Source organism: Nocardioides plantarum, assembly GCF_006346395.1.
GTDB lineage: Bacteria > Actinomycetota > Actinomycetes > Propionibacteriales > Nocardioidaceae > Nocardioides > Nocardioides plantarum.
On the sequence record NZ_VDMS01000001.1, the window covers coordinates 2,057,461 to 2,079,979 of the forward strand.

Annotated in this window: 22 protein-coding genes; 13 read left to right on the forward strand and 9 right to left on the reverse strand. The window is 72.5% G+C overall.

The genetic code is table 11. The features are described 5' to 3' along the window. Positions 1 to 13: 13 nt before the first annotated feature. Positions 14 to 382: a YciI family protein gene (locus FJQ56_RS09655; protein ID WP_140009199.1), complete on the reverse strand. Its 369-nt coding sequence runs from the start codon at positions 380 to 382 to the stop codon at positions 14 to 16. Positions 383 to 536: 154 nt separating this feature from the next. Between FJQ56_RS09655 and FJQ56_RS09660 the strand changes: the two genes are divergently transcribed. Further along, on the forward strand, positions 537 to 1,121 hold the full coding sequence (locus FJQ56_RS09660; RefSeq protein WP_140009200.1) for a maleylpyruvate isomerase N-terminal domain-containing protein: 585 nt from the start codon (positions 537 to 539) through the stop codon (positions 1,119 to 1,121). A gap of 82 nt (positions 1,122 to 1,203) precedes the next feature. Continuing rightward, positions 1,204 to 2,241, forward strand: a complete 1,038-nt coding sequence (locus FJQ56_RS09665; protein ID WP_140009201.1) for a glycoside hydrolase family 6 protein — start codon at positions 1,204 to 1,206, stop codon at positions 2,239 to 2,241. On the opposite strand, the gene FJQ56_RS09670 is transcribed toward FJQ56_RS09665, so the two are convergent. After that, a complete protein-coding gene (locus tag FJQ56_RS09670; protein WP_140009202.1) occupies positions 2,234 to 2,869 on the reverse strand; it encodes a CG0192-related protein in 636 nt (211 codons plus the stop codon). The two genes, FJQ56_RS09665 and FJQ56_RS09670, sit on opposite strands and share 8 nt — an antisense overlap. 178 nt (positions 2,870 to 3,047) lie before the next feature. Beyond that, entirely contained in the window at positions 3,048 to 3,563 is a 516-nt protein-coding gene (locus tag FJQ56_RS09675) for a DUF427 domain-containing protein (protein WP_246084059.1), read from the reverse strand. Between the two features lie 24 nt (positions 3,564 to 3,587). On the opposite strand from FJQ56_RS09675, the gene FJQ56_RS09680 reads away from it, so the two are divergent. The 6 genes from FJQ56_RS09680 (at position 3,588) to FJQ56_RS09705 (ending at position 8,985) form a co-directional block, all read left to right on the forward strand. Beyond that, positions 3,588 to 4,187: a helix-turn-helix domain-containing protein gene (locus FJQ56_RS09680; protein WP_246084060.1), complete on the forward strand. Its 600-nt coding sequence runs from the start codon at positions 3,588 to 3,590 to the stop codon at positions 4,185 to 4,187. A 13-nt stretch (positions 4,188 to 4,200) separates the two neighbouring features. Continuing rightward, entirely contained in the window at positions 4,201 to 4,926 is a 726-nt protein-coding gene (locus FJQ56_RS09685) for a DUF6036 family nucleotidyltransferase (RefSeq protein ID WP_211350820.1), read from the forward strand. A 174-nt stretch (positions 4,927 to 5,100) separates the two neighbouring features. Further along, entirely contained in the window at positions 5,101 to 5,637 is a 537-nt protein-coding gene (locus FJQ56_RS09690) for a gamma carbonic anhydrase family protein (protein ID WP_140009204.1), read from the forward strand. Positions 5,638 to 5,644: 7 nt separating this feature from the next. Beyond that, positions 5,645 to 6,940 (forward strand): MFS transporter, encoded by a 1,296-nt coding sequence (locus FJQ56_RS09695; protein WP_211350821.1) that lies wholly within the window; start codon positions 5,645 to 5,647, stop codon positions 6,938 to 6,940. Between the two features lie 14 nt (positions 6,941 to 6,954). Next, positions 6,955 to 7,485 carry a hypothetical protein gene (locus FJQ56_RS09700; protein WP_140009205.1) on the forward strand — a complete coding sequence of 177 codons (531 nt, stop codon included), beginning with the start codon at positions 6,955 to 6,957 and terminating at the stop codon, positions 7,483 to 7,485. Positions 7,486 to 7,494: 9 nt separating this feature from the next. Continuing rightward, on the forward strand, positions 7,495 to 8,985 hold the full coding sequence (locus tag FJQ56_RS09705) for an SDR family NAD(P)-dependent oxidoreductase (protein ID WP_246084061.1): 1,491 nt from the start codon (positions 7,495 to 7,497) through the stop codon (positions 8,983 to 8,985). Between the two features lie 15 nt (positions 8,986 to 9,000). On the opposite strand, the gene FJQ56_RS09710 is transcribed toward FJQ56_RS09705, so the two are convergent. Beyond that, the gene (locus tag FJQ56_RS09710) at positions 9,001 to 9,498 is read right to left on the reverse strand and encodes a mycothiol transferase (protein WP_140009206.1); all 498 of its coding nucleotides are present in this window, start codon (positions 9,496 to 9,498) and stop codon (positions 9,001 to 9,003) included. Between the two features lie 23 nt (positions 9,499 to 9,521). Here FJQ56_RS09710 and FJQ56_RS09715 point away from each other — a divergent pair, with 23 nt between their 5' ends. Both FJQ56_RS09715 and FJQ56_RS09720 read left to right on the forward strand, forming a co-directional pair. Next, positions 9,522 to 10,001: a group II truncated hemoglobin gene (locus FJQ56_RS09715; RefSeq protein ID WP_140009207.1), complete on the forward strand. Its 480-nt coding sequence runs from the start codon at positions 9,522 to 9,524 to the stop codon at positions 9,999 to 10,001. Positions 10,002 to 10,096: 95 nt separating this feature from the next. Beyond that, positions 10,097 to 11,140, forward strand: a complete 1,044-nt coding sequence (locus FJQ56_RS09720; RefSeq protein ID WP_140009208.1) for a MerR family transcriptional regulator — start codon at positions 10,097 to 10,099, stop codon at positions 11,138 to 11,140. 181 nt (positions 11,141 to 11,321) lie between these two features. Here FJQ56_RS09720 and FJQ56_RS09725 read toward each other — a convergent pair whose 3' ends face one another. Continuing rightward, positions 11,322 to 12,407, reverse strand: coding sequence for an inositol-3-phosphate synthase (locus FJQ56_RS09725; protein ID WP_140009209.1), 1,086 nt, complete (start codon positions 12,405 to 12,407; stop codon positions 11,322 to 11,324). Between the two features lie 100 nt (positions 12,408 to 12,507). Continuing rightward, entirely contained in the window at positions 12,508 to 13,077 is a 570-nt protein-coding gene (locus tag FJQ56_RS09730) for a PadR family transcriptional regulator (RefSeq protein WP_140009210.1), read from the reverse strand. 237 nt (positions 13,078 to 13,314) lie between these two features. Here FJQ56_RS09730 and FJQ56_RS09735 point away from each other — a divergent pair, with 237 nt between their 5' ends. Together FJQ56_RS09735 and FJQ56_RS09740 are read left to right on the forward strand one after the other, a co-directional pair. After that, positions 13,315 to 15,738: a transglycosylase domain-containing protein gene (locus tag FJQ56_RS09735; protein WP_140009211.1), complete on the forward strand. Its 2,424-nt coding sequence runs from the start codon at positions 13,315 to 13,317 to the stop codon at positions 15,736 to 15,738. A gap of 10 nt (positions 15,739 to 15,748) precedes the next feature. Further along, positions 15,749 to 17,152, forward strand: coding sequence for a glycosyltransferase 87 family protein (locus FJQ56_RS09740; protein ID WP_140009212.1), 1,404 nt, complete (start codon positions 15,749 to 15,751; stop codon positions 17,150 to 17,152). Positions 17,153 to 17,210: 58 nt separating this feature from the next. On the opposite strand, the gene FJQ56_RS09745 is transcribed toward FJQ56_RS09740, so the two are convergent. From FJQ56_RS09745 to FJQ56_RS09755, 3 genes are read right to left on the reverse strand one after another with little or no spacing between them, the layout of a single operon-like run. Further along, positions 17,211 to 18,263: an alanine racemase gene (locus tag FJQ56_RS09745; RefSeq protein WP_140009213.1), complete on the reverse strand. Its 1,053-nt coding sequence runs from the start codon at positions 18,261 to 18,263 to the stop codon at positions 17,211 to 17,213. Position 18,264: 1 nt separating this feature from the next. Further along, entirely contained in the window at positions 18,265 to 19,413 is a 1,149-nt protein-coding gene (locus tag FJQ56_RS09750; protein WP_140009214.1) for a lipid II:glycine glycyltransferase FemX, read from the reverse strand. A gap of 9 nt (positions 19,414 to 19,422) precedes the next feature. Next, the gene (locus FJQ56_RS09755; RefSeq protein ID WP_140009215.1) at positions 19,423 to 20,220 is read right to left on the reverse strand and encodes a deoxyribonuclease IV; all 798 of its coding nucleotides are present in this window, start codon (positions 20,218 to 20,220) and stop codon (positions 19,423 to 19,425) included. A gap of 157 nt (positions 20,221 to 20,377) precedes the next feature. Here FJQ56_RS09755 and FJQ56_RS09760 point away from each other — a divergent pair, with 157 nt between their 5' ends. Then, positions 20,378 to 22,513, forward strand: coding sequence for an FHA domain-containing protein (locus FJQ56_RS09760; RefSeq protein ID WP_170215331.1), 2,136 nt, complete (start codon positions 20,378 to 20,380; stop codon positions 22,511 to 22,513). Positions 22,514 to 22,519: the final 6 nt, after the last annotated feature.

Below are 22,519 nucleotides of genomic sequence, written 5' to 3' on the forward strand. Positions count from 1 at the left end.
GCGACGGACGGCCTCAGGCCTGCGGCTCGGCCTGGAAGGGGCGGACCTCGACCTTGCCGGCGCAGGCCCGCGAGCCCTTGGCCGCCCAGTCCTGCGCGGCGGCGAGGTCGGCGGCCTCGATGATCCAGAACCCGCCGAGGTACTCCTTGGACTCCGAGAACGGACCGTCGGTGACGATCGGCGCCTCGCCGGAGGCGTCGACGACGCTGCTCCTCTCCCGGGGCTCCAGGCCCCCGGCGAACAACCAGGCACCCGCCTCCTGCAGCTCGGTGTTGAAGGCGTCGACCGCCTCGATGATGGGCTGGACGTCGGCCATGGTCATGGCCGCCATCGCGGCGTCGCCGGCCTCGTCGTGGTTGACGGCCAGGAAGTACTGCGGCATGTCGTGCTCCTCGTGTCGGTGGTGGCGGTCGGCGGCCCCGGTGGCTGCCTGACACCCTGTCCACGAACGACGTCGGTGGACTACGACAGGCCCCGGAAAGTTTCTGGTCCCGCACTTCCTACCGCGCCACGCGCCCGATAAGTACCGTCGGCCCATGACCGACTGGGGAGACCTCTACCGCGACCACGTGGCGGCGATCAGCGAGCTCGTCGGCGACCTCACCGACGAGCACCTGGCGATCGAGGTTCCCGCCACCCCTGCCTGGACGGTGCGGCACGTGCTCGCCCACCTCGCCGGTGGCGCGACCGACAACCTGACCGGGCGGGTGGACGACGCACCCGGTCCACGATGGACCGCACGTCATGTCGGCGAGCGGGTCGAGCAGCCCGTCCCCGACCTCGTGGCCGAGCTGCGGGCCAACGCCGACGCGGTCGCGGCCTCCACCGTCGACAACCCGCGACCGGCCATCGTCTGGGACATCGCCGTCCACCACGCCGACCTGCACGAGGCCCTCGGGCTGCCTCGACTGCCCGACCACCTCTGGACGCCGGTCGTCGAGATGGTCGGCCCCTGGCGGGCGCCCGACCTGGTCGGCACCGTCGAGCCCTACGAGCTGTTCCGCGGCCTGTTCTCGCGTCGCTCCCGGACCCAGATGCACCGGTGGGGCCTCGACGACGACGGCGTCGAGGCGGTCTGCATCTTCGGTCCTCGCGACGACGACCAGCCCGTGCCGTCGTGACCAGACGCGCATGGCCCGATCGGGTCCGACAACTGACCGAACGGCCGATCCGTCGGCCGGGTCCCACGCCTAGGATCGGCCCGTGCCCCGTCCGTCCAGCCTGCCCAGCCTTCTCGGGCTCCTCCTCCTGCTGACAGGTCTCTCGGTCCTCGCCCCGCCGTCCGGGACGGCGTACGACCCGACCGGCTCGACCGTCCGCCCGGCGGCGGCCCAGCCCGTCCAGCGCGCGTCGAGCGACCCCCGCCTCACCCGCGGCCTGTTCGTCGACCCCTACATGCCCGCGGCCAAGGCCGGCAAGACCTACCGCCGGATCGGCAAGGTCGCCCAGGCGCTCTGGATCACCGACTACTACGCCACCCCGGCCAAGGCCAAGAAGGCCGTCGCCGACTACACCGCCCGGGCGGCCGCGGCGAAGAAGACGCCGATCATGACCGTCTACGCCATCCCCGGGCGTGACTGCGGGCTCGCCTCCTCCGGCGGGATGCCGACCTCCGGCGCCTACCAGCGCTGGGTCGCCGCCGTCGCCGCGGGCATGAAAGGCCGCCACGCGATCGTCGTGCTCGAGCCCGACGCGGTCGCCTTCATGGAGGACCCGCGCCGTCCGGAGTGCCAGGACCCCGCGCCGCGCCAGCGGCTGCTGACCTACGCCGCCAAGGCCCTGCACGACGCCGGCGCCTGGGTCTACATCGACGCCGGGCACTCCAACTGGCAGAGCCCGACGGTGATGGCGCAGCGCCTGGTCAAGTCCGGCATCCGCTACGCCCGCGGGTTCAGCACCAACATCGGCAACTTCCGCCCGACCGCCGACGAGATCTCCTACGCCAAGTCCCTCAACTACCAGCTCGCGCGCCGCAAGGCCACCGGCAAGCGCTACCTCGTCGAGACCGCCCGCAACGGGGTCAAGCCCAGTGCCGACGGCTTCGACGTCTGCAACCCGCTGTGGGCCCGGCTCGGCGCGACGCCGCGGCTGCAGTTCAAGGGTGCCTACGACGGCAACGTCTGGATCAAGCACCCCGGCGAGTCCGACGGTGACCGCAACGACGACCAGCAGAACTGCCACGGCGGGCCCGTGTCGGGCAAGTGGTGGCCCCAGGGCGCGCGCCGGCTGATGGCTAGCTGACCCGCACCATCGCCAGCAGGGTCGGCGTGCTGCGGTCCGGCCAGCGCCCCAGCAGGGTGTGCTCGCCCTCGACGGCCACCACGGTCGTCGGGATAACCACCCGGACCACGGTCAGCTCGATCCCCGCGGCGTCAAGCACCGTGCGGTCCACGTCCTCGCGCCGCTCCACGGGCCCGACGGCGGGCACGGGTGTGCCGGGCACGCCGCTGCCGGTGACGAACGTCGTGGCCTCGCGGGTGGTCAGCACCCCGTCGATCTCGATCTCCATCTCGGCCTGCCGACCGCCGGTCAGCGCCGTGGTGGCCAGCGCGGCGGCGTACACGGGGTCGGCGCAGCCGTCGTAGACCCACCGCCGACCCAGCACGCTGTGCTCCATCTCGGTCACCAGGTCGCGCTCGGCGCCCACCAGCGGCGCGGAGCGGTAGGTGAGCGGCACCTGCAGCACCGGGCCGTCGCCCGCGCGCACCAGGAACGTCTCGATGCCGACCTCGTCGGCCGGGTCGTCGAAGCGGTAGGCGCCCAGGATCGTCAGCTCGCCGCCACCGACGAACCACGGACGGTGCGGCGCCCAGGCCGATAGCGCCTCGAGCTTGGTCGGGCTGATCGATGCCTGGTGGAGGAGGGCCATGCCGCCCACCCTGCCACCGCACGGCGAGAGTGTGCCCACCCCCGATGGTCGACCCTCGGTGGTCGACCCTCGGTGGTCGAGCTTGTCGAGACCCCGCAAGGGCCGGGTCAGGTGGCCGTGGACCCCACCGGGTCTCGACAGGCTCGACCACCGACGACGGGTCCGCGTCGCGTCCCCGTCACCACCCCCAGGTGCCGGGCTCGCCCTTGAACGGACCGACCACCCGCGAGGTGATCCAGCCGCCGTAGAACCCACCCGCCTGCGCCACGACGACCTCGCCGTCCACCAGGCAGTGGTCGACCTGGCCCGGCATCACCGAGACCGCGCCGGCGAGGTCGGCGAAGCGGGCGGTCGGGGTGGGATAGGTCCAGGCCGCGCGGGGGGCGACCCCGCCCCCACCGACCACGTCGAAGTACGACGCCGCGCCCTTCCACTCGCAGTGCGACGACCCGTCCGCCTCGCGCAGCGCGCCGTCGACCCAGGCGTCGCGAGGCAGGTAGTAGGTCGGCGGGTGACTCGTCTCGAGCACCCGCCACGAGCGCGTCGTCCGGGCGACGACCTGGCCGCCCAGCACCACCTCGACGGTCTCGGAGGAGACCTCGAGGGCCGGCGGACGCGGGTAGTCCCAGCAGGACTCCTGGCCGGGGCCGGGCTTGGTGCGCTGGTTCGGGCGGGGATGAGGCAGGGCGGTCACGACCCCAGTCTTGCGCTGAGGTGGATGACGACCCGGTCGCCGGCCTCCAACGCTGTGGTGTTTCTGGTGTTTCCCTGGGATCATGAAGGCATGGACGGCGATGACGATCTCCTGCGGACCGGGGAGGTGGCGAGGCTCTTGGGCGTCTCGCGCCAACACGTCGTCGACCTCTGCGACCGTGGCGACCTGCCCGCGGTGCGCACCGGCGTACACCGCCGGATCTCGCGTCGCGAGGTGGCACTCCTGGCAGCCGCCGGCTCTGGCGGTCTGACACGCGAGCAGGAGCGCTCGCTGTGGCTGCACCAGGGGTTGCTCGGCGTGCTCCTGGCAGAACCCGACCGAGGGCTGGCGACCGCCCGCGACAACCTCGATCGCTGGCGCACGGTGCACCGGCCTGGAGGCGCCACGCTGGGCTACTTCGACGCCTGGGAGCGAATACTGGACGCCGGCCTCGACGAGGTCGTGGCCACACTGGTGAGCCGCACACCGGTCGCGTGCGAGCTGCGACAGAACTCCCCCTTCGCCGGGCTGCTCCCCGACTCGACCAGGATCGCACTGCTGGCCGCGTTCGTCCGACACTGGGACCTCGATCACGAGCAAGCCGACCGCGGCCGGGCCTCCTGAGGCGGTCGCGACGATGGACCGTCAACAGCTCGCCCACGTGCTCCGCGCAGCCTGCGACGTCAGCGGAGACCCCGAGATCGTCGTGCTGGGCTCACAGGCCATCCTGGGCTCCTTCGACGAGGACGAGCTGCCGGTCGAGATCCTGGTCTCGATGGAGGCCGACCTGGCCTGGCTCGCTGACGGACCCGATCGCGAACGGGCCGAACGCGTCAACGGCATGATCGGCGAGCTGTCGCAGTTCGAAGCCACGAACGGCTACTACCCCGAAGGGATCTCCGTCGAGACCGCCGTGCTGCCCAACGGCTGGCGCGACCGGCTCCAAGGCTGGCCCCTGCAGGCATCCCACCCCGCCCGGCCGCTGTTCATCGACCGCCACGACCTGGTCGTCGCCAAGCTTGCCGCCAACCGACCCAAGGACTACGTGTTCGTCTCCTCGTTGGCCGCTCACGGCCTGGTGGACCTCGAGATCATCCGAGACCGCGTCGGTGAGCTCCCCGCAGGCACCGACGCCCGAGTAGCCGCGAGCATCCTGAGCTTCGTGGACTCGCTACCGGCCACCAGCCAGGCCCATCGCAGCGCAGACCGAGACGACGGCACCCCCACGATGTCGACCCAGCGACACCTGGAGGAGTCGGCCGAGTCACTCGCACTGCCAGCCGACCGACCAGCACCACGGCGCCGTGCCCCGCAGTCCCCGGACGCTCCCGACGGCTCGCGAGCTCGTGGCACCGGAGACTGAACCGATGCCGTCCAGTGACGAGCGCGGACGGAGTCCATGCGGGAGTCGGCCGCCGTTGCCGACCTCGAGAAGGTGCAGTCGGCGCGCCAGCCCCCTCGGCCTGCTCGGAGCGGGTCGGTGTGGCAGGGCAGACCCGACGCGGTCGGTGTACTCATCGCCGCTTAGCGTGGTCCGGTGAACCTGTTCGAGTTCGAGGGCAAGCGCCCCGTCGTGCACACCGAGGCGTTCGTCGCCGCGACCGCCACGCTGATCGGCGACGTGACGGTCGAGGCCGGCGCGAGCATCTGGTACGGCGCGGTGCTGCGCGGCGACATCTGCACGATCATCGTCCGGGCCGGCTCCAACATCCAGGACAACTCGGTCCTGCACGCCGCACCCGGCGAGACCCTCGAGGTCGGGCCGAACGCCACCGTCGGGCACGGCTGCGTCGTGCACGGCAAGGCGGTCGAGGAGCAGGCGCTCGTCGGCAACGGCAGCACCCTGCTCGACGGGTCCGTGGTCGGTCCCGGCACCCTCGTCGCCGCCGGGTCGGTGCTGACCCCCGGCACCGTCCTGCCCGGCGGCGTGGTCGCCGCCGGCATCCCGTGCAAGCCGACCAAGCCGATCGGCGGCACGTCCTCGGAGTTCTGGGTGCAGACCAACCCGACCTACTACCGCGAGCTCGCGACCCGGCACCGTGCCGGAGTGGTGCGCCTCGAGCCGTCCGAGTGACGCTCCCGTGAGCCGCCTGCGCGGGCTCGTCGCCGACACGCGTCCCCTCGCCAACGAGCACTTCCGGCGCCTCTGGGTCGCCAACATCGTCACCGTCATCGGCGCCCAGCTGACGGTCGTCGCGGTGCCCGCCCAGATCTACGCCGACACCGGGTCCTCGGCCTACGTCGGGCTCACCGGCGTCTTCGGCCTCGTGCCGCTGGTCGTCTTCGGGCTCTGGGGCGGTGCGCTGGCCGACGTGTTCGACCGGCGCACCATCCTGATCTGCACCACCATCGGGCTGATCGTCACCAGCGGACTGTTCTGGGCCCAGGCGGCCGCGGGCAACACCAACGTGTGGGTGCTGCTGTCGCTGTTCTCGGTGCAACAGGCGTTCTTCGGCGTCAACCAGCCGACGCGCTCGGCGGTGCTCCCCCGGCTCATCGAGCCCGAGCTGCTCCCGGCCGCCAACTCCCTCAACATGACCGTCTTCATGGCCGGCGGCATCGCCGGCCCGCTCGTCGCGGGCGCACTCATCCCGGTGTTCGGGCTCGAGTGGCTCTACCTGATCGACACTCTCACGCTCCTCGCGACCCTCTCGGCCGTCGTCCGCCTGCCGCGGCTGCCGATCGAGGGCGTCGTGGCCAAGGCCCCCGGGCTCCGGTCGGTCGTCGAGGGCTTCACCTACCTGCGCGGTCAGCCGGTGCTGATGATGTCGTTCGTCGTCGACATCATCGCGATGGTGTTCGGCATGCCGCGGGCGCTCTTCCCCGAGATCGCCGACAAGTCGTTCGACGGCAACCCCGAGGGCGGCCTCGCCTTCGCGGTGCTGTTCGCGGCCATCCCGGCGGGGTCGGTGATCGGCGGCGTGTTCTCCGGCTGGGTGTCACGCGTCTCGGCCCAGGGCCGCGCGGTCATCGCCTGCATCGTGGTCTGGGGCGTCGCCATGGTCGGCTTCGGCGTCGCCGTCGGCCTCGCCGGTGAGTACGACGCCCTGCGCCACACCATGCTCGTCGTGGCGGTCCTCATGCTGGTGGTCGGCGGTGCGGCCGACATGGCCTCGGCCGCGTTCCGCAGCGCGATGCTCCAGGCGGCCGCGTCCGACGAGGTCCGCGGGCGGCTCCAGGGCATCTTCATCGTGGTCGTCGCGGGGGGCCCGCGCATCGCCGACGTCGCGCACGGCGCGGCCGCCGCCTCGGTCGGCACGGCCGCCGCCGCCGCGGGTGGCGGCGTGCTCGTCGTGGTCGGCACGGTGGTCGCCGCGCTCGTCGTACCGTCGTTCGTCCGCTACCGCGTGACCCGGCCCGCGGTCGGCAAGGCCTGACCTACCCTCGCCCGATGGACCTGCTCCGGCGCTTCAGCCCCGAGACCTACGCCGCCGCGCTCGACGCCTGGGCGTGGCGCGACCTCGCCGACCTGACGCCGATGTTCACCGGGCCGTTCGGTGACGTCTTCCTCGAGGGGCGTGGCGGCGTCTGGTTCCTCGACCTGCTGGAGGGCACGCTCACCCGCGAGTGGGACGACGTCGACGCCCTGCACGCCGTGCTCGACACCGACGCCGGCGCCGACCGGTTCCTGCTGGCGGGCCTGGCGCACGCCGCGCAGGCGGCCGGCCACGAGCCGGGTCCCACCGAGCTGCTCACCTTCTCCGTGCCGCCGCTGCTGGGCGCGCCGGTCGCGGTCGACAACGTGACCGTGATGGACGCGATGGTCTACCTCAACCTCCAGGGCCAGCTGCACCGCCAGGTGGCCGACCTGCCTCCCGGGACCGACGTCAGCGGGTTCACGATCGCCGGCGAGGAGCCCGCGCCGGCCCCGCCGGCACGGCCCGAGAGGCGCGGGCTCTTCAGTCGGCGCAAGCGCTCCTAGACTCGTCCGGTGATCCACCCCGACGACCTCGAGACGACGCTGCGCGTGCTCGGGATGCTCCACACGATCCCCGAGGACGACCCCGACCACATCGAGGTCAAGCGCGCCGCGTCGCACATGTACAAGGCGATCAAGCGCGACCGCAAGCTCGCCAAGCGGGCCGCCGAGCTCGACCACGACCGCGCGGTCACCGAGGCCACCGCCACCGGCAGCCCGTTGCGCATCGACGACGAGACCGAGGGCATCCTGCTGACCTCGAGCGCCGCGACCAGCGGTCAGCAGTTCGCCGGCGAGCTGGTCAACCCGCGCGGCTGCTACATCTGCAAGACCGACTACACGCTGGTCGACGCGTTCTATCACTGGCTCTGCCCGTCCTGCGCGCAGAAGTCGCACGCCAAGCGCGACCAGGGCACCGACCTCACCGGGCGCCGCGCGCTGCTCACCGGCGGGCGCGCCAAGATCGGCATGTACATCGCGCTGCGCCTGCTCCGCGACGGCGCCCACCTCACCATCACGACGCGCTTCCCCCACGACGCCGCGCGCCGCTTCTCGGGGCTGGCCGACAGTGCCGACTGGATCCATCGGCTCAAGGTCGTCGGCATCGACCTGCGCGACCCCACCCAGGTCGTCGCGCTGGCCGACGACGTCGCCGCGGCCGGGCCGCTCGACGTGCTCATCAACAACGCCTGCCAGACCGTACGCCGCCAACCCGGCTCCTACGCACCGCTGGTCGAGGCCGAGCGCGAGCCGCTGCCCGACGGCGTGGCCCTTCCCGAGCTGGTGACGTTCGACCGCATCTCCGAGCTGCACCCGGCGTCGATCTCCGGAGCCCTGGCCGCAGCACCGGTGGCCCACCACGACGGCGAGTCGCTGGAGCAGGCCGAGGCCGCCCACACCGCGGCGACCCTCACGGCGCTGGCGCTGCGCGCCGGGCACGCCTCCCTCGAGGCCCACCTCGACGGCACCGCCGTCGACGCCGGCGGGCTGCTCCCCGACGTCGTGACCAGCAACTCCTGGACCCAGACGGTCGACGAGGTCGACCCGCTCGAGCTCCTCGAGGTGCAGCTGTGCAACTCGGTGGCGCCGTTCCTGCTGGTCTCGCGGCTGCGCCCGGCCCTGGCGGCGGCAGCCGCGGCCGCGCCGTCGGGGCGCTCCCACGTCGTCAACGTCTCGGCGATGGAGGGCCAGTTCTCGCGCCGCTACAAGGGTCCCGGGCACCCCCACACCAACATGGCCAAGGCCGCGCTCAACATGATGACCCGCACCTCCGCCGGCGAGATGTTCGAGACCGACCGGGTCCTGATGAACGCCGTCGACACCGGCTGGATCACCGACGAGCGGCCCCACCACGAGAAGCTCCGGATCGCCGCCGAAGGCTGGCACGCCCCGCTCGACCTGGTCGACGGCGCCGCCCGCGTCTACGACCCGGTGGTGCGCGGCGAGGCCGGGGAGGACCTGCACGGCCACTTCCTCAAGGACTTCGAGCCCAGTCCCTGGTGAGGCCCCGCAGCGCGCTCAGGCGCCGAGCAGCCCCTTGACGTAGGCCGCCTGCCCGACGTGCTGGGTGTCGTCGTTGACGACGCTCACCAGGCGTGCGCCGAGCGTGACCGGCGGGTCCCAGCGGGTGTCGACGACGCGGTCGAGGTCGTCGCCCGACAGCGTGGCCAGGTAGGCGAGGGTCCGCTCGTGGACGGCGGCGGCGTACTCCGCCAGCAGCGGGGCCGGCGCCACGAACGCCGCCACGTCGTCGCTCGACTGGCCGTAGCCGATCGCGCCCTCGTCGTAGGGCAGGGCGAAGCGGTCCACGAAGCCGGCGTAGACCTGCTCGCTGCCGGCCACGTCGGCGACGTGGTCGTCCTGAACGCGCACGAGGTGCCACACCAGCCAGCCGATCGGGTTGGCGTCGGGGCCCGGCCGGTGGCGCAGCTGGTCGTCGTCGAGGCCGTCGAGCACCGCCTCGACGCTCTCGTGGACCCGCCCGAAGGCGTCGGAAAGGACCTGGCTCGGCGTCATCCGACCAACGTACGCTGCCCGGCATGGGAGTCCAGGAGCCCGACCTGCCGACCCTGCACGAGTGGGCCGGCGGTGACCACGCCGTACGCCGTCTCATCGACGCGTTCTACGACCGGGTCGAGGCCGACGAGCTGCTCTCGCCGTTCTTCCCCGGCGGCGTCTCCGAGCACCACCGCGACCACGTCACGGCCTGGTGGGCCGAGGTGCTCGGCGGGCCGACGCGCTACACCGACGAGCTCGGCGGCTACGAGCGCATGCTGGCCCACCACCGCGACCTCGACATCTCGCCGACGCAGCGGTACCGCTTCGCCTCGACGATGAGCCTGGCCGCCGACGACGCCGGCCTGCCCGACGACCCGGAGTTCCGCGCCGCGTTCGTCGGCTACGTCGAGTGGGGCACCCGCCTGGCGATGCACAACGCGCGCCCCGGGGCCGACGACCTCACGGAGCACGCCCCCGTCCCGCGGTGGGGATGGGGCGTGGCGCCGCCCTGGCTGGGCTGAGCACGACCGGGGCTTGACCCGTCCCTTGGGGCAGGCTCCAGCCTCGGGTCACCGGCGAACCGTTCGCCGGCACGAGGGAGGGGACCGTGGGACGGATGCGGTTGATGTCGATCGGTGACGCCGCTCGGGCCAGCGGCCTGAGCGCCAAGGCGCTGCGCCTCTACGACGAGACGGGGCTGCTGCCCCCGGCCGAGGTCGACCCGGTCACGGGCTACCGGTGGTACGCCGCCGACCAGCTCGACCGGGCCCGCCTGGTCGCCCGACTGCGACTGGCCGGCATGCCGCTGGCCCGGATCCGGGTGGTGGCCGACCTGGCCGGCCGATCGGGGCGGGCGGCGGCCGCCGAGCTCACGTCGTGGTGGCGCCAGGTCGAGGCCGACACGGTGTCGACCCGCGCGCTGGTCGCCGACCTCGTGGCACTGCTGGACCAGGAGGAGCAGGACATGACCACAGGAACCACAGCAACCCCGCGGGTGCGCGCCGAGACGGCGTCGTACGTCGAGCAGGGAGCACGCGAGCTGCAGTGCGACGCCGTGCGCACCGAGGGCGGTGTCTATGCCGTCGCCGACGGCGTCGGCAACGCCCCCGGGGTGGCCGCCGACGTCGTCGGCGCGCTCGAGTCCGGCGACCTCGGCACGCTCGACGCCTCCGTGGCCCGGGCCGCGGCCCTGGTGACCGAGCGGTACGCCGAGCAGCCCGACGCGGCGACCACGCTCACCGCGGTCACCGTGACCGACGGGCAGGCGCTGCTCGCCCACGTGGGCGACACCCGCGCCTACCTCGTGCGCGACGGGCGGCTCGAGCGGCTCACCCGCGACCACAGCGTCGTGCAGACCCTGGTCGACGAGGGCCGGCTCACGCCGGAGGAGGCGCGCACCGACGACCGGCGCGTGCTCATCGACCGGGCGATCGCCGCCGGGGCTCCGTTCGCCCCCGACCTCGCGGTGCACGCGGTGCGGCCGGGCGACCGGCTCGTGCTGACCACCGACGGCGTCCACGCGGTGCTCGAGCCCGGCGTGCTCACCGACCTGCTCGTCGCAGGCGGGTCGCCGCAGGACGTGGTCGAGGCGGTGCGGGGCGTCGTACGCGCGGCCGGAGAGCCCGACAACCACGCGATGGTCGTCGTCGACCTCAGGTAGCGGACGCGCCGAGGGGCGGGCACCCGGGTGGGTGCCCGCCCCTCGGCGGTGTCTGGCGGGTCCGGCGGGTGGAGTCTGCAGGTCGGCTGCGGTGGTTTCGACTTGCCGTTGCGGCTTCGTTCCTCAGCCGCAGGGCTCGCTCAACCTTCGTACGCGACGAGCAGTCCCTCGTGCCTCGGGACTACTCTGCGCCCTTGATGAAGGCCTCGACGCGGCGGCGACCCTCGTCGTCGGGCAGCTGCACGGGCGGGCTCTTCATCAGGTAGGACGACGCGCTGATGATGGCGCCGCCGATGCCGCGGTCCTTGGCGATCTTGCAGGCGCGCAGGGCGTCGATGATGATGCCGGCGGAGTTGGGGGAGTCCCAGACCTCGAGCTTGTACTCGAGGTTGAGCGGGACGTCGCCGAACGCGCGACCCTCGAGGCGGACGTAGGCCCACTTGCGGTCGTCGAGCCAGGCGACGTAGTCCGAGGGACCGATGTGGACGTTCTTGGAGTCGACCAGGCCGGCCAGCGAGCCGGTCAGGTTGGACGTCACGGCCTGGGTCTTGGAGACCTTCTTGGACTCCAGACGCTCACGCTCGAGCATGTTCTTGAAGTCCATGTTGCCGCCGACGTTGAGCTGGTAGGTGCGGTCGAGCGCGACGCCGCGGTCCTCGAACAGCTTCGCCATCACGCGGTGGGTGATGGTGGCACCGACCTGGCTCTTGATGTCGTCGCCGACGATCGGGACGCCGGCGTCCTCGAACTTCTTGGCCCACTCGGGGTCGGAGGCGATGAAGACGGGCAGGGCGTTGACGAAGCCGACGCCGGCGTCGATGGCGCACTGGGCGTAGAACTTGTCGGCCTCCTCCGAGCCCACGGGGAGGTAGGACACCATGACGTCGACCTGGGCGTCCTTGAGGACCTGGACGACGTCGACGGCCTCCTTGGCGGACTCCTCGATCGTCATGCGGTAGTACTTGCCGAGACCGTCGAGCGTCGGGCCGCGCTGGACCTCGATGCCGAGGGTGGGCACGTCGCAGATCTTGATCGTGTTGTTCTCGGAGGCGTTGATGGCCTCGGAGAGGTCCTTGCCGACCTTCTTGTCGTCGACGTCGAACGCGGCGACGAACTCGACGTCGCGGACGTGGTAGTCGCCGAAGTTGACGTGCATGAGGCCGGGAACCACTGCCGACGGGTCAGCGTCGCGGTAGTAGTGGACGCCCTGGATGAGGGACGTGGCGCAGTTGCCGACGCCCACAATTGCTACTCGTACCGAACCCATCGGGATTCCCTTCGTGTGACTTCTCGTGTGGTGCTTGGACTGTGGTGGTGGTGCGGGTGCTGCTGGATCAGCGGTGGATCAGCGGTGGATCAGCGGTGGATCAGCTCTGCGCCGCGGGGGGCGGGGTGACCGCCCGGCTGCGCTCGGCGTTGATGAGGTCCGAGAGCCACTGGACCTCGCGCTCGGCCGACTCGACCCCGTGCCGCTGGAGCTCGGCGGAGTAGCGATCGACCTCCTTCTCGGTCAGCGACAGCTGGCTCTGGACGCGGTCGAGCCGCTCCTGCAGCCGGCTGCGCCGTCCCTCGAGGACACGCAGGCGGATCTCCATGTCGGTGCGCCCGAAGAAGGCGAACCGGATGCCGAAGTTGTCGTCCTCCCAGGCCGCCGGCCCGATGTCGGCCATCAGCCGCTCGAACTCCTGCGTGCCGGCCGGGGTGACCTGGTAGACGATCCGGGGCCGCCGCGAGACCGGCGTCAGGGCCGGTGCGAGCTCCTCGATGAGGCTGCCCTTGAGCATCTTCTTCAGCGCCGGGTAGAGCGAGCCGTAGGACAGCACGCGTCCCCACCCGAGCATCAGGTTGAGCCGCTTGCGCAGCTCGTAGCCGTGCATGGGTCCCTCGTGCAGCAGTCCGAGGACTGCCAGCTCGATGGACTCTGCGCGGCGTGCCATACGACATATCGTAGCGATATATCCGCGAAACAGAAACTTCCGATGTCTCGCGGGCGACCGTACGGGGCCGGACGGCAGGTGCCCCAGCGCGGCCCGCCTCGACTCGCGCGTGTGACGGGGTCGTCGTACGGCGCATTTGAGGCCGCCTCCCGAGGCGCCCGTACTCTGGGCTGCTGCGCCGCCCGACGGCGTACCGCACGAGCGAGCACGTGATCGACTGGTGAAGGGACCGAGATCTTGGCAGGCAAGCGGAAGGCAGCGGGAGCGACGACGTCGCGCACGGCCGACATGAGCTGGCCCGAGCTGCTGCGCGCACGCCTCGGCCGCTCGCCCAAGAAGGGCAAGGTGGCCAAGCAGGACCGGCCACCGAAGACCTGGAAGAGCCGGCTCAAGCGCTTCTTCCTGTGGAGCACCGTGGCCGGCCTGGTGCTGGCCCTCGTCGCCGTCGGTGGGTTCATCTACCTCTACCGGACCACCGACATCCCCGAGCCCAACGCCGAGTTCCTCACCAACGCCTCGATCGTCTACTACGACGACGGCAAGACCGAGGTCGGCCGCTACGCCCTGCAGAACCGCGAGTCGATCTCCTTCGACGACATGCCCGAGGTCATGAAGCAGGCCGTCGTCGCGGCCGAGGACGAGACGTTCTACTCCAACAACGGCATCGACACCAAGGGCATCGTGCGCGCGGTCTTCAACAACGCCAGCGGCGGGTCGACCCAGGGTGCCTCGACGATCACCCAGCAGTACGTCAAGATCCTCTACCTCAACCAGGAGCGCTCCTACAAGCGCAAGGTCAAGGAAGCGATCCTGTCGCTGAAGATCCAGCGCGAGCAGAGCAAGGACCAGGTGCTCGCGGGCTACCTCAACACCATCTACTTCGGCCGCGGGGCCTACGGCATCCAGGCCGCGGCCAACGCCTACTTCGACAAGCCTGCCAAGGAGCTCGGCCTGCGCGAGGCGGCCGTGCTCGCCAGCGTGCTCAACGACCCCAACGACCTCGACCCCGCCGACGGCATCGACACCCGGCGCCGGCTCAAGGGCCGCTTCCAGTACGTGCTGGACCGGATGGCCAAGGCCGGCGACATCACCCAGGCCGACGCCGAGACCGCCAAGAAGCAGCTCCCGAAGTTCCCCAAGATCAAGGCGCAGAGCGCCTACGGCGGCCAGCGCGGCCACATGCTGACCCTGATCAAGGACCAGCTGCTCGACCTGGACAAGAAGGACGGCTCGCCGTTCACCGAGGACGAGATCGACGGCGGCGGGCTCCGGATCACCACCACGCTGCAGCCCAAGATCATGAAGGCGGTTCAGGCCGGCATCGAGGAGGTCAAGCCCACCGAGCGCACCGACCAGTTCAAGAGCCCCAGCCAGCTGCACGCCGCAGCGGCCACGGTCGAGCCCGGCACCGGCGCCCTGCGGGGCTTCTACGCCGGCCAGGACTACCTGAAGTCCCAGATCAACTGGGCGATCGCCGGCGGCCAGGCGGGCTCGACGTTCAAGCCCTACGCCCTCGCGGCCGGGCTCAAGGACGGCTACTCCCTCAAGGACACCTTCGACGGCAACTCCCCCATCGATGTCGGCGGCACCGAGTTCGAGAACCAGGGTGAGGGCGGCTCCGGCGACTACGGCCCCGCGGTCAGCCTGCTCGAGGCGACCGAGAAGTCCATCAACACGGCCTACATCGACCTCACCGACTCCATGAACGACGGGCCGAAGAAGATCATCCGGATGGCTCAGGCCATGGGCGTCCCCGGCTCCAAGGCGAGCAAGACCAAGCCCTTCGGGATCCCGACCACGTCCGGCGAGCTCAACCCCGAGACCGGCGTCGCCCTCGGCTCGGCCACGGTCAGCCCGATCAACATGGCCAACGGCTACGCCACGATCGCCAACGAGGGCGTCGCGGCCCAGGTCTACGTGATCAAGAAGGTGGAGGACCGTGACGGCGAGGTGCTCTACGAGCACAAGGTCACCGACAAGCGCGCGCTCAACGCCGACATCGCCTCCGACGTCTCCTACGCCCTGCAGCAGACCGCCGACGTAGGCTCCGGGATGTCGGCCAAGCTCGACGACGACCGGCCGATCGCCGGCAAGACCGGCACCGCCACCAAGACCGGCGGCGCCGTGTCGTCGTCGTGGTTCGTCGGGTTCACCCCGCAGCTGTCGACGGCCGTGATGTACGTCCGCGGGCCCGGCAACGGACAGCTCGACGGCTGGCTGCCGGCCACCGACGACGGCAAGCTCGGCTACTTCGGCGGCAACTACCCGGCCAAGACGTGGAAGGCGATCATGACCCGCGAGCTCGACGGGGTCGAGGTCGAGGACTTCCCCGAGCCGGCCAACGTCGACGGCGACGCCCCCGACGACGGGCACGCGCCGTACGTCCCGCCGCAGACCTCGCTGCCGAGCGAGCCGCAGACGTCCGAGACCCAGGAGCCGACGGCCGAGTCGCCGACGACCCCGCCGCCCACGTCGGCGCCGGCGACCACGCAGCCGCCGACGTCGACCGCGCCCACGCCGCCCGAGACGACCGACCCGTGCGGCCTGCTCGGCTGCCCCACGAGCGACCCGCCCACCTCGGCGCCGCCGACGTCGCCGGCCCCGTCCAACCCCACGGCGCCGGCCGCCAACCCGCGGGCGACGTACCGCCGCGAGCGCTAGGTTCACGGGCGTGACCCACGTCCACCCCACCCGTGACGACGGGGTGGTGGCCACGCTGAGCGAGGTCGTCGGCGGCCCGGTGGGCGACCACGCGGGGCCCCGGCGGGGGGCCGGCGTGTCGGTGCTCGGCGTCCTGCTGGCGATCACGGCGCTGACCTTCGCGCTCGGGCTGGTCTCCAAGACGGCCTGCGCCGACGACGGCTGGTCGATGACCGACGCGTCGCGCTACACCCACGCCTGCGTCTCCCACGTGCCCGACGCCTACTCCGGCAACGGCCTGGTCGAGCTCGCCTGGCCGTGGTCGGGCGACCGTGAGACCCGCCTCCGCTACCCCGTGACCGAGGAGCCGGCCGCGGTCGGGTTGTGGACCTACGCCGCCGCGCGGGTGACCCAGGTGCTCAGCGGCTCGCCCGACGTGGGCGTGCGCTACGGCGAGCCCAGCGCGACGCTGGCCGAGAGCGGGGCCGTCGACGACGAGCGGCGCCTGTTCGTCGTCGTCAACGCCGTCGGCTTCGCCCTCCTCGCCCTGCTCGCCACGGCGGCGCTGGCGGCGGCCCACCGGCGGCGGCCGTGGGACGCGGGGGTGTTCGCCGCGGCCCCCGTCCTCGCCTTCGCCGGCATCGTCTCGTGGGACCTGCTGCCCGTGGCGGCCGTGGCCGGCGCCCTGTGGGCGTGGTCTCGGGGCCGGACCGCGCTCGCCGGTGCGCTCGTCGGCGCCGGCGCCGCCGCCGGGGTGTGGCCGGTCCTGCTGCTCCTCGCCCTCGCGCTGGTGTGCCTGCGCGACCGCCGCCCGTCCGCGCTGCTGCCGCCGGTGGTGACCGCGACCGCCGCCTGGGCCGTCCTCAACGCGCCGGCCTTCCTCAGCGGTCGTCCCCAGTGGGAGCGGTTCTGGCAGGCCGCCTGGGAGCGGGGGCCCGACGAGGGCTCGATCTGGACGGTCGTCGCCCAGACCTCCGGGCTGACGCGCGACGTCGGGCTGCCGGTGTCGTGGACGCTCGTCGGGCTGTGGTTCCTCGGCGTGACCGCGCTGGTGCTCCTGGCCCCGGTCCGGCCGCGGCTCAGCCAGGTCGCGCTGCTGCTGGTCGCCGGGGTGCTCCTGCTCGGGCTGTCCTACGAGCCCCAGCAGGCGCTGTGGCTGCTGCCGCTGGCCGCCCTCGCCCACCCGCGCTGGCGCGACCTGCTGATCTGGCAGGCCTGCGAGGTCGTCTACTTCGCGATGTCCTGGTGGTGGCGCGGGGGGCTGCTGTCGTCCGGTGCCGACACCGGTCCCCGCTTCTACTGGCTCGCCATCGCCGTGCACGTCGTCGGCACGCTGTGGCTGGTCGCCATGGTCGTCCGCTCCGTGTGGTGGCCCGAGGACGACGTCGTACGCCGCAGCGACGGGGCCGACGCGGACCAGCCGGTCGTGGTCTAGTCCCGAGATCGGCTGCGGTGGTTTCGACGCGCTCGTTCCTCGCGGGGTGCCTGCGGTCTTACGACACCGTGATCGTGTCGAACGTCGTGGCGGTGTAGCGGACCCGGACGTCGATCTGGTCGCCCACGTCGGGCACCCGCGCACCGGCCGGCAGGAACAGCATCGAGGCCTGCATGTGGGGCGGCTCGGCGAACAGCCGCTGCTTGCCGTCGATCGAGAACGGCGAGCGCACGAAGCCCACCGCGTCGAGGCCGCCGCGCGCGAGCGTCGAGGCCCGCGCCTTGATCGAGGAGTCACCCATCGGCGCCTCGAGGCCGATGCCGTGGGCGGTGCCGCCGCTGACCACCAACAGGTGGCCCGACTTGGGCACGGTGCGGCCGCGGTAGCCGAACGAGTCGCCCCGGTCGACCTCGTGCACGTCGAGCACCGTCGCGGTCACCGAGAGCGCCCCGCGGTCGCCGAGCCACAGGTCGGTGCCGGCGCGGGGTCGGATGGTGAAGTCGGCGTACGACGAGCGCAGCGTCGTCAGCTCGTCGCGGGTGAGGTGGCTGACCCAGACGGTGTCGAGCCCGTCGAGACCGGCGCCGACGGCGTCGTTGAGGTGACGGCGTACCTCGCCGAGGTGGGAGCCCTGGGCCAGCGGCAGGTGGAGCGCCAGGCCCTCGAGCCGGGCGCCGGGGTGGCGGCGCAGGTGGCCGGCGGCCTCCCAGAGGCCGCGGGGGGCGAACCCGTGGCGCCGCATCGAGGTGAGGAGCTCCAGGACCATCCGGGCGCCGGGCTGGCGGGTCAGCAGCGCATCGACGTCGTCGACGCGACCGACCGTGTGGATCACGCGGGAGGCCAGGGCCGGGTCGAGGTCGGGCAGGAACGGACGCCACGGCGTGAGCACCAGCAGCGAGCCGTCGAAGCGGGACGCCACCTCGGGCAGCTCCTCGTAGGTGCCGACGGCGATCGTGTCGACGCCGAGCCACTCGCTGCGCCGGGCCAGCCGGCCGGGGGTGAACCCGTAGCCGTTGCCCTTGACGACCGGCACCAGACCCGGCGCGGCGTCGGCGTAGGCCCGCAGGTGGTCGCGCCAGCGCGGGCCGTCGACGGTGAGGGTGAGACCCATGTCAGCCCCTCCTCGACATGTAGACGGTGAACGCCTTGTAGAGCGGGCGGTGGAGCGGGAGGTCCCACTCGCCGGCGTACTCGACGGCCTCGCCGCCGGTGCCGACCTTGAACTGGATCAGCCCGGCGTGGGGGTCGTCGGCGTCGAGGGTGTCGGTGATGCCGCGCAGGTCGTAGACGTCGGCGCCCGCGGCGAGGGCGTCCTGGAGCATCGCCCACTGGACGGCGTTGGAGCCACGGACGTCGCGCTTGTCGGTGGAGGAGGCGCCGTAGGAGTACCACGCGTGGGCGCCGACGCGGATCGCGATGGTCGCGGCCACCAGGTCGCCCTCGTGGTGGGCGAACCACAGGCGGAGGCGGTCGGGGCTCTCGGCTCCCAGCGCGTCGACCATGGTGCGGAAGTAGCCGAGCGGGCGCGGGGTGAAGTGGTCGCGCGCCGCGGTGTGGACGTAGAGGTCGTGGAACGCCTTCAGGTCGGCGTCGCCGATCGGCCCCTGGGCCTGGCGGACGGCGACGCCCGCCTTGGCGGCCTTCTTGATGTTGCGACGCCAGAGCTGGTTCATCCCGGCGAGGACCTGGTCCTCGGTGCGCGCGGTGCCGTCGGGGTGGCGCAGCGGCACCTGGAAGACGTGGCGCGGCTGGCCGGCGGCGAACCCGCCCTCGACGGCCTGCGGACGCCAGCCGAGCTCGGTGAGCTGCGAGACGACCCGGGCGCCGGCCGCGTCGCGGTCGGTGGGAGCCAGGTCGCCGAGGCGGCGGCAGGCGGGGTCGGCGATGCCGGCCTTGATCGCGGCGGCGTCCCAGCGGCGGGTGACGACGGGCGGGCCGATGCGGACGCCGAACGCCCCCTGCGCCTTGAGGTGCGCGGCCAGCGGCCGCAGGAGCGCGCCGAGGTCGTCGGTCGTCCAGTCGAGCAGCGGACCCTCGGGGAGGTAGGCGAGGTAGCGCTTGACCTTGGGCAGCTGGCGGTAGAGCACGAGCGCGGCCCCGACCTGCTCGTCGCTCCCGGCGCGGAACCAGCCGATCGACTCGCGACGCCACTCGGCCTTGACCTGGCCCCACGCCGGGGTCTGCAGGAAGCTGGCCGCGCGCTGGGCGTCGACGTAGGCGAGGTGCTCGGCCGGGGTGGTCGCGCGAACGTCGTAGGTCACCACTCGAGGTTAGAGGCGCTCGCGGAGCCAGGCGAAGTCGGCGCTGTGCTCCTCGGCGCCGCCCGGGGTCTCGCAGACCACGGGCGCCCCGGCGTCGCGGACCACGGCGGCCAGGAGGTCGGGGGCGATCTTGCCGGCGCCGAAGTTGGCGTGCCGGTCGGCGCCGGAGTCGAACCCGTCCCGGCTGTCGTTGGCGTGGACGAGGTCGATCCGGCCGGTGATCGCCAGGACGTCGGCCACGACGGTCTCGAGCGCGTTGCCGCCGGCGTGGGCGTGGCAGGTGTCGAGGCAGAAGCCGACCCGGTCGGCCTGCTCGGTGGCGGCGATGGCGTCCCAGACCCGGCCGATGCGCTCGAGGTAGCGGGTCATCGCGTTGTCGCCACCGGCGGTGTTCTCGATCAGGAGGGGCAGCTTGAGGTCGGTGGCGTCGATCGCCTTGCGCCAGTTGTCGAACCCGGTGTCGGGGTCGTCGTCCTTGCCGACGTGGCCGCCGTGGACGATCAGGCCCTTGGCGCCGACGGACGCCGCCGCGTCGACGTGCTGCTGGAGGAGCTTGCGGCTGGGGATGCGGATGCGGTTGTTGGTCGTGGCGACGTTGACGATGTAGGGGGCGTGGACGTAGAGGTCGACGCCGGCCGCCTCGGCATCGACCTTGAGCCCCTCGGCACCGCCGGCGTAACGGATCTCGGGGCCCTTGTAGCTCTGGGGGTCGCCCAGGAAGAACTGCACGAGCGGCGCCTGACGGGCCGCGGCCTCGGCGATCGGGTCGGTCTGGTCGACGTGGGCGCCGATGGCGATCTCGCTCATGGCGACCACTGTAGGAAGCACCACCGACGGTCGCCACGGTGGTGGGACCCGGACCCTTGGGTGCGACGTGGGTGTGAGCAGCGTCCCCGCCGGGAACGGGGCCTACGATTGCCAGCGCGTCTCGGGCAGCCGCGACCTCGCCTCACCGGGAGCCTCCATGACCAGCATCCGCATCCAGTCCGCCGACCGCGCCTGGTCGGCCGACACGACCGAGGGCGCCCGCGTCTTCCGGATCGGTCGCGACGAGTCCGCCGACATCGTCAGCACCGACCCGTCGGTCTCGCGCCGCCACGCCGAGATCCGCGCGCTCGGCGAAGGCTGGGAGGTCGTCGACGTCGGCAGCACCCTCGGCACCTGGGTCGACGGGCAGCGGGTCGACCGGGCCTCGCTGCAGGGCACCACGACGATCGGGCTCGGCGACCAGGGCCGTTCCTTCCAGGTCACGGTCACCGTGACCGCACCGGCACCCCCCGCACCGGCGCCCCCCGCGCCCCCGCCGTCGTACGGCGCCCCGGCCCCCGTCTTCGGCCAGCCGTTCTCGCCGACCCCGCCGACCCAGCCGATCCCGACCGCGCCGCCGTTCCAGCCCGCGGGTCCGGCGTACACCCCGGCCTACGGGCCGGCCGACCCGTTGCTCGAGCAGACGGTGGTCACCGGGGGGCTCGGCGGGTTCCCGGGCTTCGGCGGTCCCGGCCTGCTCGTACGCCGGCGCGTCGGGGGCGACCTGCGCTTCCCGGGCGGCGTCCCGGTGCGGATCGGGCGCGACCCGGGCCTCGAGGTGCACGCCGACGACCAGGCCGTCTCGCGGCTGCACGCCGTCGTCGAGCCGCGACCCGACGGCTGGTGGTGGATCGACCGGTCGACCGCGGGGTCGTTCGTCGACGGCGAGCAGGTGACGTCGTTCCGCATCGATGAGCCCGTCGAGATCAGCCTGGGCCACCCGACGGCCGGCTACGAGATCGAGGTCGTGCCGGTCATCGCCGCACGCGAGGCCGCTGCCGGCATCCAGCGCCGCAAGCGCCGCCGCGGCCTGGTGCTGGCGGCCTCCGTCGTGGCCCTGGTGCTCGCGGCGACCGGCATCACCTGGGGCGTGGTCTCGCTGGTGGGCGGCGACGACAGCCCGGAGGTCGCCGGCGGCGGCGGGGTCGACACCGACGCGGAGCGCGCCGAGGCCCTCGAGCGGGCCAAGGCGGCGGCCGTCCTGCTGCAGGCGGTCGACGAGTCCGGCCAGGTGCTCTGGTCGGGCTCGGGCTCGATCATCAGCGAGGACGGGCTGATCCTCACCAACGCCCACGTCGGCGATCCCAACGCCGAGGGGCAGGGCTCCTCGGAGGACGACCCGGCGTTCCTCGAGGTGTCCCTCACCACCGGCGACGACGACGAGCCGGCCAAGGCGACCTACCGCGCCAACCCGATCGTGTCCGACGGCTACCTCGACTTCGCAGTGCTCCAGATCAACGCCGAGCTCGACGGCACCAAGGTGTCGCCCGACGACCTCGACCTGCCGGCGCCGCTGCCGCTCGGCGACAGCGACGAGGTACGCACCGGCGACCGCATCCGCGCGCTCGGCTACCCGGCGATCGGCAACGTCGCGGCGCAGGGCGACCGCCCGCTCACGGTGACCGAGGGCGTCGTGTCCACCTTCCAGGCCGACCCCGTCGTCGGCACCGAGCGCGGGGCCATCGACAGCGACGTGCGCCTCGGCTCGGGCAACTCCGGCGGCCCCGCGATCAACGACGCCGGTCAGGTCATCGGCCTCAACACGCGGGTCATCACCGCCGCCTCGGTCGACGCGGGCTCGATCACCCAGGGCTCGGCCCTCATCGTGCCGGTCAACCTGGCCCGCGCCGTGATCGACATCGCGCGCAAGGGCGGTGACCCCGACTACGTCTCGCCCTACCTCGACAAGCTGCCGAAGGACCCCGGCCTGCCCCCCGACGCCGTCGCGACGTCCAACGGCTGGGCCACCGAGGAGGGTGGCAAGTGCCAGGGCTCCAGCAGCAAGGCGTCGCCGCAGCAGCTGACCGGGGTGTCGGTCAAGGACACCGTGCAGGCCGAGTTCACGCTCAAGGGCGTCCCGTCCGGGCTGCCGCTGTCGATCGACTTCGTCACCGCCGACGGGACCCGTGTCGACACCCTGTCGGGCACCTGGGACGGCGACGAGGCCGCCACCTGCATCTCGGCGCCCCTCACCCTGCAGGCCGCGGTGCCCGGCCTGACCGCGGTGCTCTCGCTGGGCCAGGACGGCGAGGTCGCCGCCGAGAACCCGGTCGTCTTCCCCGACATCGGCTGAGACTCC

What these genes read in the sequence shown, in the direction of transcription:
- FJQ56_RS09655 (WP_140009199.1), bottom strand. Translation starts at nt 382, where the DNA reads ATGCCGCAGTACTTCCTGGCCGTCAACCACGACGAGGCCGGCGACGCC.
- FJQ56_RS09660 (WP_140009200.1), top strand. Translation starts at nt 537, where the DNA reads ATGACCGACTGGGGAGACCTCTACCGCGACCACGTGGCGGCGATCAGC.
- FJQ56_RS09670 (WP_140009202.1), bottom strand. Translation starts at nt 2,869, where the DNA reads ATGGCCCTCCTCCACCAGGCATCGATCAGCCCGACCAAGCTCGAGGCG.
- FJQ56_RS09680 (WP_246084060.1), top strand. Translation starts at nt 3,588, where the DNA reads ATGACGACCCGGTCGCCGGCCTCCAACGCTGTGGTGTTTCTGGTGTTT.
- FJQ56_RS09685 (WP_211350820.1), top strand. Translation starts at nt 4,201, where the DNA reads ATGGACCGTCAACAGCTCGCCCACGTGCTCCGCGCAGCCTGCGACGTC.
- FJQ56_RS09700 (WP_140009205.1), top strand. Translation starts at nt 6,955, where the DNA reads ATGGACCTGCTCCGGCGCTTCAGCCCCGAGACCTACGCCGCCGCGCTC.
- FJQ56_RS09710 (WP_140009206.1), bottom strand. Translation starts at nt 9,498, where the DNA reads ATGACGCCGAGCCAGGTCCTTTCCGACGCCTTCGGGCGGGTCCACGAG.
- FJQ56_RS09715 (WP_140009207.1), top strand. Translation starts at nt 9,522, where the DNA reads ATGGGAGTCCAGGAGCCCGACCTGCCGACCCTGCACGAGTGGGCCGGC.
- FJQ56_RS09720 (WP_140009208.1), top strand. Translation starts at nt 10,097, where the DNA reads ATGCGGTTGATGTCGATCGGTGACGCCGCTCGGGCCAGCGGCCTGAGC.
- FJQ56_RS09725 (WP_140009209.1), bottom strand. Translation starts at nt 12,407, where the DNA reads ATGGGTTCGGTACGAGTAGCAATTGTGGGCGTCGGCAACTGCGCCACG.
- FJQ56_RS09730 (WP_140009210.1), bottom strand. Translation starts at nt 13,077, where the DNA reads ATGGCACGCCGCGCAGAGTCCATCGAGCTGGCAGTCCTCGGACTGCTG.
- FJQ56_RS09745 (WP_140009213.1), bottom strand. Translation starts at nt 18,263, where the DNA reads ATGGGTCTCACCCTCACCGTCGACGGCCCGCGCTGGCGCGACCACCTG.
- FJQ56_RS09755 (WP_140009215.1), bottom strand. Translation starts at nt 20,220, where the DNA reads ATGAGCGAGATCGCCATCGGCGCCCACGTCGACCAGACCGACCCGATC.
- FJQ56_RS09760 (WP_170215331.1), top strand. Translation starts at nt 20,378, where the DNA reads ATGACCAGCATCCGCATCCAGTCCGCCGACCGCGCCTGGTCGGCCGAC.